Source organism: Methylomonas sp. EFPC1 (genome assembly GCF_016925515.1).
GTDB lineage: Bacteria > Pseudomonadota > Gammaproteobacteria > Methylococcales > Methylomonadaceae > Methylomonas > Methylomonas defluvii.
Map to the genome: position 1 here is coordinate 3235152 of NZ_CP070494.1, position 16590 is coordinate 3251741.

A 16590-nucleotide genomic window follows, 5' to 3' on the forward strand; every position below is an offset into this window, starting at 1 on the left:
CTTGCGATAAAGTTTGCCGTCCGTAGCTTAATTTTTGCTTATTGGCGATACAAACAGCAGCGCTGTTTTGGCGGCTATCAACGATTCTTTTGCTCCACCCGCTTCAACAAGCCAAATAAATCGCTATTGGTAGACAATACTATGGTGGCGTCGCCGTCTATCACTTTGCGATAGGTTTCCATGCTCTTCAAGAACTTGTAAAACTCGGCGGACTCGGACTTTTGCCCGTATGCCTTAGCGTAAATTTCCGTGGCCTTGGCATCCGCTTCCCCTTGAATTTCTTGCACGCGCTTGTAAGCCGTCGATTCGATTTCGTTAAGATCCCGGTCCCGATTACCGTTAATTCTGGCCGCCTCGCCTTCGCCTTCCGAGCGGAAGCGCTGGGCAATTTGCAAGCGTTCGCTGATCATCCGTTGATGGATACGCTCCAACACTTGATGGTTGTAATTAATGCGTTTGAAACGTACATCCAGCAGCTCGATACCAAACTCCGCCAATTTCGGCGCGGCCGCATCGAATACGTCTTTTTCGATTGCCGCCCGGCCCACCCGAATCGGCCGCAGCACCCCTATGGTGCCTTCGCCGGTCAACGGCCCCAAACTTTCGTCTTGCAAGGGTTTGCGATCCTTATCCGAACGCACCACTTCGATCAATTCATGGCGGGCAATCGCCGTGCGGGTCTCGCTACCCAAAATATCTTCCAAACGCGATTGCGCGCTGCGTTCGTCGCGCAAGCGCAAGTAATATTGCATGGGCTGGGTGATGCGCCAGCGGGCGAAGGTATCGACCTGTACATAGGTCTTATCTTTGGTGGACATTTCCACCATCGGCCCATCCCAGGCCAGGTAACGCTTATCGAAGCTATTGATCTGCTGGGTAAACGGGATCTTGAAATGCAAACCAGGGCTGGTAATCGGCTCGCCGACCGGTTTGCCGAACTGGGTGATGATGACTTGCTCGGTTTGATCAACGGTAAACACCGATTGCCATAGCAAAAACCCCGAAACAACGATTAACAGCCAGTTTCTTATCGATAAATTCATTTCACTACTCCCGCTGCCTGACCGGGAAACGGCAACATCGGCAATATTTGCTGCACCGTGTCATCGACAATAATTTGCTGGCTGGCTTGCGGCAACACCTCGCCCATGGTTTCCAGATAAATCCGCGCGCGGGTCACGTCCGGCGCTTTTAGATATTGCTCCAACACCTGATTGAAAGCGGTGACATCCCCTTCCGCTTCGTTAATTCGTTTAAAACGATAACCTTCCGCCGCGCGAACTTTCTGATCCGCTTCACCACGTGCACGCGGCACGGCTTTGTTATATTCGCCATTAGCCAAATTGATGACATTCTCTCTATCTTGCTGAGCACGATTCACTTCATTGAATGAGGGCTGTACCGGCTCGGGTGGATTCACATTTTTGAGCTGTACCTGGTTAATTGACACCCCCAATTGATAGCGCTCGGCCAACAAGCGTGCTCGCGCCAACACGGTTTCTTCAATTTCCTGTCGACCGATGGTGATGATTTCATCGACAGTGCGATCACCAACCACTTCGCGCATCACGGCTTCGGAAATATCCCGCAAAGTCACACCGGGGTCGCGGACCACAAATAGATATTTTTCCGGATCGGTGATCCGGTATTGCACGATCCACTCGACCAGCGCCGAGTTCAGATCGCCGGTTACCATAGATTTTTCCAACGCGGGCTCGTCACTGATTTGATCCGGGTTGGTGAAACCTGCCGTGGCAAAGCCAAACTCCAGCTTCTGCTGACGCTGAGTCGGCACGGTGATGACGCTATCCACGCCAAATGGCAGTTTGGCATGCAAACCGGACGGGACTTTTTCGATGTATTCGCCAAAGCGCAACACAATCCCCTCTGACTCGGCGGGAATGGTATAAAACGACATGCTCGCGCCGACCAGCACCGTGATGAGAATCAGAACCGCCAAGGGCGAAATCGGCAGCGAATCGGGCAGATTTTTAAAAAGGGGATTGACGTCGTTCAAGGGCTGACTCCGTTAAGTCGGCGAAAAATCAAGATGCAAGGCAAGGCATTGCCAGTCACCAGCACCACCGAATTTAGTAAACAAGCATGGACCCGCTCCACCCTTTCGTCAATTTGTATGCTATTCAAATCGCTATGGTGGACTCGATAACACTTTGCCGCAAAAACAGCTCAAATTGGTCACTGGGCATCGGCTTAGCGAATAAATAGCCTTGAATTTCCTGACAGCCCTGTTCGCGCAAAAACTCCCGCTGTTCAACCGTTTCCACACCTTCGGCTATGGTCCGCAAACCCAGGCTGGCGGCCAAACTAATCACCGCATTGACAATGGCTTTATCTTCCGAATCAGTACTGATGTCGCGCACGAAAGATTGGTCAATCTTCAACTTGTATACTTTAAATTTTTTCAGATAACTCAACGACGAATAACCGGTACCAAAGTCATCGATAGACATGCGTACTCCGCGCTCATGCAGATTATTCATCACCGCTATAGCCGCTTCTGGATTCTGCATCGACACGCCTTCGGTCAATTCCAATTCTAAATATTCGGGCGGCAAGCCCTCCTCTTCCAAAATACGCGACACCATCTCCGGCAAGGCCGGATGGCTAAATTGAGCAGCCGAGAGATTGACCGCCATGATCAAAGGCCCCACCCCCTGATCAAGGCAGGTTTTCGCTTGCCGCACCGCCGTTTGCAATACCCACTCGCCGATAGGCAAAATCAGTCCGCTATCTTCCGCCACCGGGATGAATTCGGCCGGCGAAACCATGCCAAACTCGGGATGCCGCCAGCGCAACAAAGCTTCCGCACCGATCACGCGCCCGCTATGAATGTCAGCCTGCGGTTGATAATAAACATGCAATTGTTGACGGTCCAAGGCATGGCATAAGGCATTAACCAGTTGCAGATTACGCTGGGCGCGAGCTTGCATTTCCGGTGTAAAAAAGCGGTAACCGTGCCGGCCATCGGTTTTGACTCGGTACATGGCCACATCGGCGCTTTTAGACAGGCTTTCCAGGTCTTCGCCGTCGTTAGGATACAAGGCTATGCCAATCGATGCGCTCATCGTCAAATCGAATTCCTCAATCCGGTAAGGTTCGGCTATCGCATCAAGAAGCTTCTGTGCGACATTCGCCGCCCCGCCGGCATCGGTGCCCGGCAACAAGAAAATAAATTCGTCGCCACCCAAACGGGTCACGGTATCTTCTTCGCGTAACACGGCACAAAGCCGATTGGCTAACTCCACCAATAGCGCATCGCCGACGCTATGCCCCAAGGTATCGTTAATATTTTTGAAATGATCGAGATCAAGAAACATCAGAGCTAAGTGGCCGTTACTCCGTTTGGCCAAACTCAATGCATATTTCAAATGATCGTCCAATTGACTGCGATTCGGCAAGCCGGTGAGCGAATCGTAATTGGCCAAGAAATAAATGTGCTCCTCCGCCTGCTTACGTTCGATAGCCAAGGCGACGAAATGCGCTACCATTTCCAGCAAGCGCAATTCATGTTTGCTGGGAACGGCAGGGTGACGATGATAAATCGCAAAGGTACCCAGCACTTTTTTACCGGCGGAGAGTACCGGCTCCGACCAGCATGCCGCCAAACCGGCCCGTTCTGCCAGCGGCAAAAAAGGCTGCCAAAAGGGATGCTCGGCCAGATTTTCCGCAATCGTTCTTTGCCCGGTGTACGCGGTATTGCCGCACGACCCCACTCCGGCACCAATTTTTAGCCCATCGATCGCCTGATTGTAAAAATCCGGAAGACTAGGTGCCGCGCCTAGCCGCAGACGTTCGTCATCATCCACGAGCAAAATCGAACAAACGCTACCAGCCAACATAATTTCCAGTTCGGTAACCGCATCATGCAAAATATCCGTCAACTGCAGGTTACCGTTGAGCCGTTCCAGCATAAACACCCGCAAACTTTCCATCTGCTGTGCTTGCTGGCGCTCGGCCTCACGCTCGAAGCCACCGATGGCATGATCGATGTCCATGGCCATTTCCAACAGCAGATTGCGCGCGGCATCGTCAAACACATTAATTTGATCGCCGTACAGCATAAACGCCCCAGCCGGCTTGCCGTTTCGATGCAAGGGTAAGGCCGCGGAAGCCTGCCAATCGAATTTTGCCCCACGCGCATGCCAGGCAATGGTGGCGGGGTCGTGTTGAAAATCCTGACACCAATATGGCTTGTCCTCCCTGACTGCGGTACCGGTTGGTCCGCACCCGGTCGGCAGGTTCTCGTCTATTGATATTTCAATGCCATCCAGATACTCAATGCCGATGCCATAACAGGCAACCGGTTTGATAGTTTGGCTGTTTGGGTCAAGCATGCCGATCCAGGCCATTTTCATGCCGCCAAATATCACGGCGTCGCGGCAGATTTGCGGGAATAATTCGGCTTCGCTGGTACAGCGAACGATGGCTTGATTACATTGACTTAGCGCGGCGTACAATTGCGTCAATCGCAGATTTCTTGCCTCGGCAGTGCGGCGCGCGGCTTCAACGCTTGCCAAACTGGCCCGCGTTTCCGCCAGCCAGCCCAACACGCTGTTGCGCATGCCCTTGCTTACCGGAATATCGGCGGAAAAATCGCCTCTACCCAAACGCACGATCTGATCGTGCAATTCATCGACCGAAGCCCCCAATATTGCGTGTAAAGTCCGATACGCCCGCCAAAGCGTCAATAGCAACATTACCCCGAACACCACAAACACCACCCGCAACCAAAAGGCAATACGCGCTCTGGCAACCACACTCTGTTGCGTGCGCAGGTCTATCAATTCGAAGGCGTCGATGATCGATTGCATGACTTTCGCTTTTGCTCGATGGTAAGTCGCATCGTGCAGCATTAGATTGGCTTGATGCCATTTGCCGTCGGGCATTCCCTGATTCGAATCAACCATGTCCATCGCCGTGCGCTCTATTTGGATAAGTGCAGCGGAATCGGTCGTGGCTTCGGCCATTTTCGCCAGTTCCTGCTCGGAAAACCCGGCTTGCCGCATCAACTCCAGCAAGGCCACCGGCTGCGTGCTTGATTGCGGCGCCGGATGAGCATTGGCGATCACCAAGTCCCAATACATGTCGTGATAATTTTCGGGCCTGGGCAGTTTGCCGTCGCGAATGTCGATAATCTCTTGAAAATAGTGTTTATAAACCGGATCGCCGGTCGCGACATAACTGCGCGCCACATGCGAGAGATCGTTGGACGATTGCCTAAATTCATCGGCCAGCAAGTGTGACGCAAAGCGGATTTCGTTGGCGCGATCAATTTGCTTCTCGGCGCGCACGTAAACCGCGAATGCGATCACGAAAATCACAAACATGACCAGATTCAGCCACAAAATTCGAGAAAACCGGGAAAAGTAATACGGTCGCGTCATTTTGCTTATTCCGTTATTCAACTCCAAAATAGACACCAGCCGGCCAAAAACTTAAAAACAACCGGCCTAAAACCACGAGTAATATAAGTGAAATATAAGGTGAACCGTAACACTAAAGTTTTCCGGCTTTCGGTCCGGACGCCCGAACCATGGGGCTTATCTGTTGAAAATGGATGTCGGGCCTATCCAAACGAATCACTGCGATTACCTATTCACCATTGTGTAAGCGGCTTTTTGCGGCATACTGGCGATTATAATTAAACACAAAAACATTCGGTATTTCACCGTCGTAAGCCCCTTAAGGGAGATCATGCATGCAAAAATACACTCTTACATTCAGGCTCTTGGTCTTCATGCTGCTCGCCTTACCAACGTTTTCGATGACAGCAAACGCGGCTCCGCTGCAAGTTGGCCAATCGGCACCGATATTTCAACTGCAAGCGCACGCTGGCGACCCAGTAAGTTTAGCCGCTCGGCGCGGGAAAGGTTGGACAGTCTTGTATTTTTATCCTAAAGCCGGTACACCCGGATGCACTGCGCAAGCTTGCGCTTTCCGCGACGCCATCGAACTGATCCGCAAACAAAATGCCGAGGTATACGGGATCAGTACGGATGACGTCCAGGATCTGTTGGCATTTCATCAGCAACACAAACTGACCTTCACCTTATTGTCTGACGCGGACGCCAAAGTCAGCGAAACCTACGGCGTAAAAATGCCCATATTGAACATGGCCAAACGCTGGACCTTTATCGTCGATCCCGACTTAACCATACGCCGTATCGATGACGATGTAGACCCGGCCCTGGATGCCAAACGGGTCGCGGAAACGCTGAAGCAATTGCAGGCGAGCGGGAACTGATACAAAGCCAAGCGTATAAATAATCACCCAACCGGGCAACTCTTAGCGGGTTTGTAGCTCACAACCATCCTGCCCGCTTCAAACGCCAATACAAGGCCAAGCTGCACACCGCCACGCTGCCCACTACCAAGGGATAGCTATAGGGCCAATCCAGTTCCGGCATATGCCGGAAGTTCATGCCGTACCAACTGAATACCATAGTCGGTATCGCTAAAATCGCCCCCCAACCGGCCAAGCGTTTGACCACCTCGTTTTGCCGCACGGTCTCGAAAGTCAGATGCACCTGCATCGCCGCCAGCAGCATCTCGCGCATACCGTGGATAGCCTGATCAACGCGCTTGATGTGATCGGCGATGTCGCGGAAATATACTCTGACATCCTTATGTATCAGGCCAACATGAAAGCGCATCAACTCGTTGCAAATGTCGATAACCGGATTAATCGCCCCTTCCAAAAGCAATAATTCGCGCTTTAGCTCGTATAAGTCTTCCATGGTTTGCCGGCTGGGCCGGTATTGAAATATCGCGGATTCCAGTACATCGAAACGGTCTTGCAAGCCGGCTATCGCCACCATGTAATTATCGACGATGAAATCCATAATCGAATACAAGGCAAAGCCCGGCCCCTTGCTGAGTTGGTGCGGCATGGCCTGACAACGCTCGCGCACCTTGCTCAAACTTTGCGACGCGCCATGGCGCACGGTGACCACAAAGCGCGGCCCCATAAAAATGTGCGTCTCGCCGAATTCCACTTTTTTCTCGATCAATTCCGCCGTATGCAGGACGATAAACAAGGAATCGCCGTATTCCTCGATCTTCGGCCGCTGGTGCGCGGCACAAGCGTCTTCAATCGCCAGATCGTGCAAACCAAACTCCTGCTGAATTTTTCTCAATATCTCGGCATTCGCCTCGCGTAGACCCAACCAGATAAAGGTATCGTCTTTCAGCAACACTTCGCTGATGTCTTCGATGGTGACATCGCCGATACCCAGGCCTTTTTGATAGGCCACGCAGCGCATCACCATGTTTTTATCGATAGTTTCGCTCAAAATGTCTCCTGTTTATTTGGAAATGGTGATTTCCGGCGCACCTTTGCGCGCCAAATCGGTCATGGTCATTTGAAAAATCTGGCATAACAATCTAAAACCTTCCCGATTCCATTGATAGCCGGTTTCCGGCTCTAAGGCATAATAATTGTCGCCGAAACGCACGCTAATATCGGTTGACGACGGCTCGTCTTCGCTAACCAGCAAGGCCATGGTTTGCGCAGGATTCTCTCTAACCGAAGGCGTTTGCGGATGTTTATCGACAGGATACTCCGGATCGTCGCTTATCGTTTGACCGATAAAATTCAATACATTGTGAAAACTGCGCAAACGAAACACGCCATGCAGCGGCCACTCGCCGCCAGGATAGCCTGCTCGAATATCGACGCTGACATCGTTCTCGGCGCCTTGATCGGCTTCTTCATGCAAACGCAAACGCTCTTCGTTGCTCAATGTTACGGGATCGTAATTGGTCAATAGGATTCGTCCGGTCACCCGCTTAGTTAAGGTCAGTTGCTTTTGGTCTGCGCTAAACTCCACTTTATAGTCTTTTTGCAAAGCAGCCAATTGCTCGGCGTTTAGCGATTCGGCAGGCAGACTCCAGCTGCGATTGAATATCAACGGTTCCACAAACAACTTATGGCTATCCTGAATGGACGACAAATGCAGCACGGCTTGGCGGAACAGCCTATAACCGTCACCATCCATGGGTTTGTTCAAGTACACGCCAGCCTGCTCGCCGCCGTTTAGACGCAGCTCGCCAGCAAGCAGACGCAGCACCAAATCCACGTCCACGCCTTGCCGCAACAACATGGTCAGCTTGCTTTCCTGAAACGGTGTCAACAAGCGCCGGGTAAACTCTTCGCCTTCAATAGGCACAATGCTGATAGTCGGATTTTCCGACATCGTCCCGCCAAATACCGGTGTCATCACCGAACCGACTTCACCGGTAAAAGCCGGCGTGGCGCCGGCATTGAATTGAAAATTAAACGTAGCGGCGATGTTCGAAACACCGGTGAAATGCATGGGTTGGTGCTGATGGGCCCGGCCGATATTCAGCAACAACTGTTTCGACAAAATATCGGTGGCAACCTTGTCGTATTCGACAACTGCCCTGTCCAGCGCCAGCGGCGAAAAGCAGCCTTGCAAAGCACATAAAGCCAACACAGTCGTGTACCTGACGGCGAAAGGCGCGAGAGAATAGCAGCAATTCAAGCTCATCTTTTCTGTCCAAACCAAAAATGAGAGAGTGTGCCTGCTACGCCATCCAAAACGCAAGTAAGCTGATGGACACACCGCGACGCATACCGGAAATACTCCGAGTCGTTTTAAACTGCCGAACCTAATTCTGCTGATCGGATTACGAGCATGAAAATTCACCATCTAAGCCCCGAAGAAGCTCTGGACAGTTTAGGCTCCAGCATGAACGGCCTCACCGATGCCGCCATTGAAGGCCGTTTACATGAATTTGGTTTCAATCGTATCGAGGAATCGAAAAAGACCTCGGCGTTGCTACTGTTTGCCCAAGAGTTTCTGCACTTTTTTGCCTTAATTTTATGGTTGGCAGCCGGCTTGGCGTTTTTCGCGGAATCCCGGCAACCCGGTGAAGGCATGGCCACGTTGGGCTATGCGGTGCTGGGCGTCATCGCGATCAACGGCTGTTTCTCATTCTGGCAACGGCATCAAGCCGAGCAAGCAATCGCCGCCTTACAAAAGCTGCTACCGCATCAAGTTAAGGTGATCCGCGACGGCGAGCTGAGTTTGGTATTTGCCGACGAACTGGTGCCGGGCGACCTGCTGGTATTGCAGGAAGGCGATAACGTGCCGGCCGATTGCCGGCTGCTGGAAGCATTTAATTTGCGGGTAAACAACGCCACCATCACCGGCGAGTCACTCCCCAAGGGCCGCGATGCGCAAGTGTCGGATGTCGAGGACATCAGCCAAAGCCGCAACATTCTGCTCGCCGGTACCTCGGTGGTAGCCGGCGAAGGCAAGGCACTGGTGTTTGCCACCGGCATGCATACCGAGTTTGGCAAGATTGCCCACACCCTAAAAACCACGATCAAAGGCCAATCGCCGCTGCAATTGCAAATCCGCCGCCTCAGCCGTTTTGTGGCTTTGCTGGCCCTGCTGTTGGGCGTGGTGTTTTTCTTTATCGGGCAAATCATCGGCCTGACCTTTTGGGAAAATCTCATGTTCGCAATCGGCATCATCGTCGCCAACGTGCCGGAAGGTCTGCTCCCCACCGTGACGCTGTCGCTGGCGATGGCTACCCAGCGCATGGCCAAGCGTAATGCCTTGATCCGTAACCTGCCCTCGGTGGAAACCCTGGGCTCGACCACGGTAATCTGTACCGACAAAACCGGTACGCTGACTCAAAACCGCATGGCGGTTAAGCAGCTGTTTCTGGACAATCAATATTGGCAACCCGAGCAATTGGGCAGCGATAGCCTGCAACATCACACCGCCTTTTTAGCCAACGCGGCTTTGTGCCATAGCCTGAAACACGTGGAAGGCAAAGGTTTGCTGGGCGACCCGATGGAAGTGGCGTTGGTGTCCATGGCACATGAACAAGGCATGCGCATCGATTACCCGAAAATCGGCGAAGTGCCCTTCGATACCGACCGCAAACGCCTGTCGACTATTCACAATACACCACAAGGCAAAATGTTGTTTTGCAAAGGTGCGCTGGAAATGGTACTGCCGCTGTGCCGGCACATTGTGATACACGGTAACGTAGAACCTCTAGGTGACGCTGGTCGTCAACAGCTGGTAAACGCACTAAAAACCCTGGCCGACCAAGGATTGCGCGTGCTGGCGTTTGCCTATCGGCCCCTATCGGACCCTGTCGAAGCCGAGCCGGAACAAGCCTTGATTTTCAGCGGCCTGGTCGGTCTGGAAGATCCGCCGCGGCCGGAAGTCGCGGATGCCATCGCTCAATGCCATATCGCCGGCATTAAAGTCATCATGATTACCGGCGACCATCCGCATACCGCCGTGGCGATTGCCCGGCAAATCGATTTGGTCAAAACCGAAAATCCCAAGGTGATTACCGGCGACAGACTAAAAAAACTCACGGGCAGCCAGTTGCAAGTGGCCTTGGATGCCCCGGAAATCATTTTCGCCAGGGTCGGCGCCGACCAGAAAATGCTGATCGTGGATGCCTTGCAGCGCAAGAAACATGTGGTCGCGGTGACAGGTGACGGCGTCAACGACGCACCGGCCTTGAAGAAAGCCGACATCGGCATTGCGATGGGCAAGGCCGGTACCGATGTCGCCAAGGAAGCGGCCGATATGATTTTGCTGGACGACAACTTTGCCAGCATCGTGGCCGCCATTGAGGAAGGCCGCGCGGTGTTCGACAACATCCGCAAATTCCTCACTTATATCCTCAGCTCCAACATCCCGGAACTGATCCCTTATCTGGCCTTTGTGTTGTGCAAAATTCCGCTGCCATTGACCATCATCCAGATTTTGGCGGTTGACTTGGGTACCGACATGCTGCCGGCTTTGGGCTTGGGCGTGGAAAAACCGGATGCATCCGCCATGAACAAAGCGCCGCGCTCTTACAAGGAAACGCTGATCGACTGGCGCTTGCTGGCCAGGGCATACGGCTTCCTGGGTCTGCTAGAAGCCCTCGCGGCAATGGCTGCATTCTTTTTTGTGTTGCATCGCGGCGGCTGGGATTATGGCGAGATATTGTCCAACCATCACCCGCTCTACCTGCAAGCCACTACCGCCTGCCTGACCGCGATCATCATGATGCAGATCGCGAATGTGTTTATTTGCAAACAGCGGCAACGCGGCCTGTTGGCCACATCTATTCTGGACAATAAACTGATCCTGTCCGGCATTGCTCTAGAAATTGCGTTGATTCTGACGATTGTCTACACGCCCTGGGGCAACGCGCTGTTCGGCACCGCGCCGATAGACATCAAAGTTTGGCTGTTTACCTTGCCTTTTGTGCTCGGCATGCTGCTACTGGAAGAATTCAGAAAATGGTTGGTGCGGCGCTTCACGCTTTTTCCTGTCCTGGTAAAACCGCTGAAACTGCGTAAGCGCTTACTGAGTCGCCACTAAGCAATCACGCCCACTAGGCTACCCATCCTTCAGCCTAAGCAGCGGCAGCGCGCCGATAAAACAGCGGAAAAGCGATAGGCGATTGCGGACAATCAAAACCTGACGTGTAGATGCAGGTCACACGGCGTTCAGATTCCGGTTAACAACGCCGATGCGGCTTTTTGATTGTCTTGATATAGCTTGAGCGCGTAGCTAGCCACCTGGTTTTGCAACTTTCCCTTGTTCAAGTCAGCAGCCGTTTGCGCATAGTCAGTGTCTTGAATACGGCTGCGGGTTTCGGCCAGATTCTGATAGCTGCTGCTCAGATTCGCCAGATTTGAATTCAAGCCTGCAGCGGTACTTGCCAAGTTACTCTGCTGATTCCCGACATTTTTAATCGCACTGTCTATGCTATCCAGCGCATTGGACGCATTTGCAGCGCTCGATACATCCAATCCCGACACACCCAGGGCGGTGCTGGATACATTACTGAGGCTTAAGCCAAAGGTATCGCCGGGATTGGGGCCGATTTGCAATTGACCGGAAAAACTGCCGTCCAACAGTTTTTGATCGTTGAACTGGGTGTTGCCGGCGATACCATCAATGCTTTTACCCAAGCCGTTGATCTCGTCCTGAAGGCTTTGCCGATCAGCGGCCGACAGAGAGCCGTTTCCGGCTTGCACCGTCAGTTCACGAATGCGTTGTAGGTTGTCGGTTACCTGAGTTAATGCGCTACCGGCTGTATCCGTGAGCGACAGACCCTTGCCGATATTGCCGATTGCTTGGTTTTGCCCTCCCAAGCGACTGCTTATGGCATCGGCAATTGCCAACCCGGCAGGGTTGTCGGCGGCCGAATTGATCCGCTTCGCGGAGCTAAGGCGCTGGATGCTGGTTTGGATCAGACTTTGGGATTTGTCCAGGTTGTTAGTATTGATTGACGACAACATGATGTCACCTCGCTTACTGTTTTTTGACGGCCTCTTGCTTATCTAACTGAACGGTAATCAGGCTAAGCAACGATGTCTATTGAACTCCCCACTGCTTTATTGTCATCAGCCGCAGAAGTTGTCGTTATACCCGCCACGGTTTGCGAATAGGTAGACGGTCTTACCTCAGCGTTCTGAATAGTCTTAGTTAACTGCGCGCCTGCATCTTGAAAAGCGTTGGACAGATTCAATCTTAAGTGTGCAGCGTCAGAGTTCACCTTGGCCTTACTGGCTTGGGAATCGAGCGCCTGAGCTTTGGCTGCGTATTGGTCGGCTTGAGCTTGAACGGCATCCGCCTGTTTTCTCAAGGCTTGCGCCATTTGCTCGGCTTGGTCGGCATTTCTTTTGGCCGTCAGCGCGCTCAACTGTTGAAAGCCGGATTGATTAACACTGGAAACAGTTAGGGAAGACATAGCGTTCTAAACTCCCTGAATACACCGCAGGCTGGCGGCAGGTTTCGGAATGAACATGCGGTTTCACTCCAATAGGACACCGTATTACTCCAGGTTCAGAGGAATGTCAAACACCAATTTCGGATATTGCCGGCACTCAGCGCAGCAAAGAAACCTCAGTCCGATAACACCAACGATTGCCGACAATCTTCGCCGGCATTCGCTGCCCACTCCCGCTGACAAGCAGCTCGAAACTGACTAAAATGCAGGCGATTTTTCTGCTGAGCCGCCGGGAAACCCGGTTGCGATTAGTCCACCAACTACGCCCGCAATCCACATGAACCACGAAGTTATTGCCACTAGGGTAGAACATATCGCCATGGCGACTGGCATCATTGCCGGGCTATCGGCTGTCGCGGCGACAATAGCCACGCCGACCGGCCTAAGCGCTTTTGGCGTCTGGTTGGGGCTGGTCGATGAACCTTTGATAGTAACCGTCGCGCCTATTCTGGATAAATTAGCCACGGTATGCGGCACCATTTCCGGCATGACCTACTTTTATGCTGTCAGGAAAAAGCGGCAAACCGCTAAGCAATCTGTATCCGATCATTCCGCACCATCCGATTAGATCAAATTCGCTCAAACAACAAACCTCTGGATTGCCCCTGCGGCGTTGCTTAGTACATTGTGGAAAAAAGGCCCTCTCCAATACGTTACTAAACAATCAAAACAGCTTGCCTGGATAAAGCCGCATAGTGGGCCTTATCCAGGTCTTTACTCACCTTCTACGCCTGTGCTTACTCAGTTTATCGAGCTTGTTTGAAGCTTCTTCAAACGATTGCAGCATGTTGTCGAAGGCATTGGTATCGGCAGTAGCGCCGACGGCAGGCTGAGTGGAGGGTGAACCACTCTGTTCAGTCTTGTTGGTGGTGTCTAGCGATGGCTTGAGAACTTCCGAGCTTTTAGACTTGGATTCAGCCGCAGCATCAACGGTCGGATCGATATCGAGATCATAGTTCGCGCTGTCGCTTTTTCCGTCGTTGACCAAATTGCGCCGATATTGCAGGAAGGATTCCCGAGTAAACACATAAGGGTCTAAAGCAGCCTCATTGATAAAGTTCAACGCCCCTTCGGCATTTGCCCGATCATTAATCCCCTCGAGAATACCGGTACCCGGCACGTAGGTACCTGGGTTGGCGGCTCTATCGAGGATGCCCGCGCCGCCATCGCGAATAGTGGTGGGCCCAAAAACCGGCAACACCAAATACGCACCTTGCCCGACTCCCCACACAGCCAAAGTTTGCCCAAAATCTTCAACGTTGTTTTTTAAACCGACCTCGCTGGCGACGTCTATTAATCCACCCACGCCAATAGTGGTATTGGTTAAAAAGCGTCCGGCGTCCGAAGCGCTCTGTTGGAATTTACCCTGAAGGACATCGTTGAGCACCACGTTAATACCCTTCAAGTTGGTGAAGAAATTATTGACGCCAGTTTCCATAAAATCAGGCGTAATAAATTTATAACCATCGGAAACCGGCTTAAAAAAATATTTGTCCAGTGTCATGTTAAACCCGTACATAGACCGGTTAAATCCCTCGTACGGATCAGCGTGGCCTGCCTCATAAACCGAAAGCTCGTCACGCTTTTCAGTACTCGCGCATCCGGGCAGCAGCAGTGCACTGGTCAATAAACACACTTCGATCAAAAGTGCACGGTTCTTGCCTGGATGCAATTGGGTAAACATCGCTTAAAAATCCTGAAAGTAGTTTGTTTCTGGAAGCTTTAATTGTAGGGTTAAGACTTAAACCACTCCATATTAAAGAATCGATTCGCTATTATAGCTCTTGTCGTCGTCTCACTTTGCCTTTTTGCAGTGTTCCATGCTCTGCCTGAAAATTCCACCGCCAAGCTTTAAATCTACACAGCGTCCTGCATATTTGGCTAGACTAAACCTTTATATCATAGCAAACCAGGCGTATGCGGGAAGAACACAAATCCGAAGACAGAAAGCTGGACATCAACCAGATCGTGAAGTGGCTGGAAGAAGACGGCATGTTATCCGCCAAGGATGTCGAAAAATGCCGGCAATACGCAGCCGCCAAAATCAATCTCAACAAGCACCCGTTAAAAGTCTTAGCCGAGTGCGAACTCACCGACCAAAGCCAGCTCGGCACGCCGTTGACGCAAGAAGACTTGACCCAATGGCTGGCGAAAAAGCTGGCTATGCCTTATTACTATTTCGACCCACTGAAAATCGACGTACCTACGGTCACTGCCTTGTTCAGCAAGGCTTACGCCGGCAATTATAATATTTTGCCGATCAAGATCGACGCCGATGAAATCGTGGTAGCCACCGCCGAACCCTTCATCCGTGCCTGGCAACTCGACCTGGCGAAGATGCACCACGGCAAGATTCGCTGCGTGTTTGCCAATCCGGACGAGATCAAACGCTATCTGGACGAGTTTTATAACTTTTCCAAATCGCTAAAAGGCGCGCAAACCCACAATGATGGCCGCACTGCGGAAGGCCAGAACTTCGAACAGTTGGTCGAGCTGAGTAAAAGCGCCGATTTGGACGTGAACAATCAGCATGTGGTGAATTTGGTCAACTGGTTGCTGCAATATGCCTTCGACCAGCGCGCCAGCGATATTCACATCGAGCCGCGCCGTCAGCAAGGCAATGTGCGATTCAGGATCGACGGCATTCTGCACAAGGTTTATCAACTACCGATGCCGATTATGAATGCGGTCTTAAGCCGCTTGAAGATTCTAGGCCGGATGAATATCGCCGAGAAACGCCTGCCGCAAGACGGCCGGATCAAGACCCAAAATAGCAACGGCAAAGAGATAGAACTAAGACTTTCCACCATGCCGACTGCGTTTGGCGAGAAGCTGGTGATGCGAATTTTCGACCCGGAAGTGCTGCTGCGCGATTACGAGCAGCTCGGTTTTAATAAACAGGAGCTGGGGATTTGGAACCGGATGACCAGCCAGACCCACGGCATTATTCTGGTAACAGGCCCGACTGGCTCCGGCAAAACCACTACCTTATATTCCACGCTGAAGCGCTTGGCCACCTCGGAAATCAATCTATGCACCGTGGAAGACCCCATCGAGCAAATAGAGCCGGCTTTCAATCAAATGCAGACTCAGGCCAATATCGGCTTGGATTTCGCCAGTGGGATTCGCACCCTACTTCGGCAAGATCCAGACATTATTATGGTCGGGGAGATTCGCGATTTGGAGACGGCGGAAATGGCCGTGCAAGCTTCGCTGACCGGACATTTAGTGATTTCCACCCTCCATACCAATAGTGCGCCGGCTGCGGTGACACGTTTGTTAAATCTTGGCTTGCCAGGCTATCTGATTCAGCAAACCATTTTGGGGGTAATGGCGCAACGCTTGATAAGGGTGCTATGTGGGCAATGCAAAACCGCGACAACCGTAGACCAAGCACAGTGGCAGGCATTGGTGGCGCCGTTTAAAGTCGCTACCCCTAAACACATTTATAAAGCTGTTGGTTGCAAGACCTGCCGCAATACCGGCTTTGCCGGCCGTATCGGCATCTACGAAATTTTCGAAAACCAGCCGACCCTGCAAAAATTGATCGTGGAAGGCTGCGACACACTGTTGCTGCAACGCCAAGCGATCAGAGAAGGTATGCGCCCGTTGCGGCTAAGTGGCGCGGAAAAAGTTGCCGCCGGCATTACCACCATTGAGGAAGTGTTGCGGGTGGCGCCGGAGCGGATAGATTTTTAAATCTGTCGACCAAATGCAAATTTATTGATCGCCTAGATTAGGATAAAACCGAGAAGAGACAGCAGACTCCAGAAAAACCCGGCC

At 52.1% G+C, this 16590-nt stretch carries 12 protein-coding genes; 4 read left to right on the forward strand and 8 right to left on the reverse strand.

Going from position 1 to position 16590, the window contains the following annotated elements; translation table 11 throughout:
- Positions 1–77: 77 nt before the first annotated feature.
- From hflC to JWZ98_RS14960, 3 genes are all read right to left on the reverse strand, one after another.
- Positions 78–1043: a protease modulator HflC gene (gene hflC, locus JWZ98_RS14950; RefSeq protein ID WP_033155311.1), complete on the reverse strand. Its 966-nt coding sequence runs from the start codon at positions 1041–1043 to the stop codon at positions 78–80.
- Positions 1040–2017, reverse strand: coding sequence for an FtsH protease activity modulator HflK (gene hflK, locus JWZ98_RS14955; RefSeq protein ID WP_051669611.1), 978 nt, complete (start codon positions 2015–2017; stop codon positions 1040–1042). Before hflK ends, hflC begins: the two co-directional genes overlap by 4 nt.
- Positions 2018–2141: 124 nt before the next feature.
- Positions 2142–5405 (reverse strand): EAL domain-containing protein, encoded by a 3264-nt coding sequence (locus JWZ98_RS14960; RefSeq protein ID WP_205450696.1) that lies wholly within the window; start codon positions 5403–5405, stop codon positions 2142–2144.
- A gap of 314 nt (positions 5406–5719) precedes the next feature.
- Between JWZ98_RS14960 and JWZ98_RS14965 the strand changes: the two genes are divergently transcribed.
- The gene (locus tag JWZ98_RS14965) at positions 5720–6265 is read left to right on the forward strand and encodes a peroxiredoxin (protein WP_051669613.1); all 546 of its coding nucleotides are present in this window, start codon (positions 5720–5722) and stop codon (positions 6263–6265) included.
- A 58-nt stretch (positions 6266–6323) separates the two neighbouring features.
- On the opposite strand, the gene corA is transcribed toward JWZ98_RS14965, so the two are convergent.
- Positions 6324–7313 carry a magnesium/cobalt transporter CorA gene (gene corA / locus JWZ98_RS14970; protein WP_205450697.1) on the reverse strand — a complete coding sequence of 330 codons (990 nt, stop codon included), beginning with the start codon at positions 7311–7313 and terminating at the stop codon, positions 6324–6326.
- Positions 7314–7325: 12 nt separating this feature from the next.
- Positions 7326–8477 carry a hypothetical protein gene (locus JWZ98_RS14975; protein WP_033155759.1) on the reverse strand — a complete coding sequence of 384 codons (1152 nt, stop codon included), beginning with the start codon at positions 8475–8477 and terminating at the stop codon, positions 7326–7328.
- A gap of 201 nt (positions 8478–8678) precedes the next feature.
- On the opposite strand from JWZ98_RS14975, the gene JWZ98_RS14980 reads away from it, so the two are divergent.
- Positions 8679–11390 (forward strand): cation-transporting P-type ATPase, encoded by a 2712-nt coding sequence (locus tag JWZ98_RS14980; RefSeq protein ID WP_205450698.1) that lies wholly within the window; start codon positions 8679–8681, stop codon positions 11388–11390.
- 128 nt (positions 11391–11518) lie between these two features.
- On the opposite strand, the gene JWZ98_RS14985 is transcribed toward JWZ98_RS14980, so the two are convergent.
- Both JWZ98_RS14985 and JWZ98_RS14990 read right to left on the reverse strand, forming a co-directional pair.
- Positions 11519–12316 (reverse strand): flagellin, encoded by a 798-nt coding sequence (locus JWZ98_RS14985; RefSeq protein ID WP_205450699.1) that lies wholly within the window; start codon positions 12314–12316, stop codon positions 11519–11521.
- Positions 12317–12378: 62 nt separating this feature from the next.
- Positions 12379–12768 carry a hypothetical protein gene (locus JWZ98_RS14990; RefSeq protein ID WP_205450700.1) on the reverse strand — a complete coding sequence of 130 codons (390 nt, stop codon included), beginning with the start codon at positions 12766–12768 and terminating at the stop codon, positions 12379–12381.
- Positions 12769–13084: 316 nt separating this feature from the next.
- Between JWZ98_RS14990 and JWZ98_RS14995 the strand changes: the two genes are divergently transcribed.
- Positions 13085–13375 (forward strand): hypothetical protein, encoded by a 291-nt coding sequence (locus JWZ98_RS14995; RefSeq protein ID WP_051669617.1) that lies wholly within the window; start codon positions 13085–13087, stop codon positions 13373–13375.
- Between the two features lie 150 nt (positions 13376–13525).
- Here the strand turns inward: JWZ98_RS14995 and JWZ98_RS15000 are convergent, their stop codons facing one another.
- Positions 13526–14491, reverse strand: a complete 966-nt coding sequence (locus tag JWZ98_RS15000; protein WP_205450701.1) for a VacJ family lipoprotein — start codon at positions 14489–14491, stop codon at positions 13526–13528.
- A 233-nt stretch (positions 14492–14724) separates the two neighbouring features.
- Here JWZ98_RS15000 and JWZ98_RS15005 point away from each other — a divergent pair, with 233 nt between their 5' ends.
- Positions 14725–16506 (forward strand): GspE/PulE family protein, encoded by a 1782-nt coding sequence (locus JWZ98_RS15005; RefSeq protein WP_205450702.1) that lies wholly within the window; start codon positions 14725–14727, stop codon positions 16504–16506.
- The last annotated feature ends 84 nt before the right edge of the window (positions 16507–16590 follow it).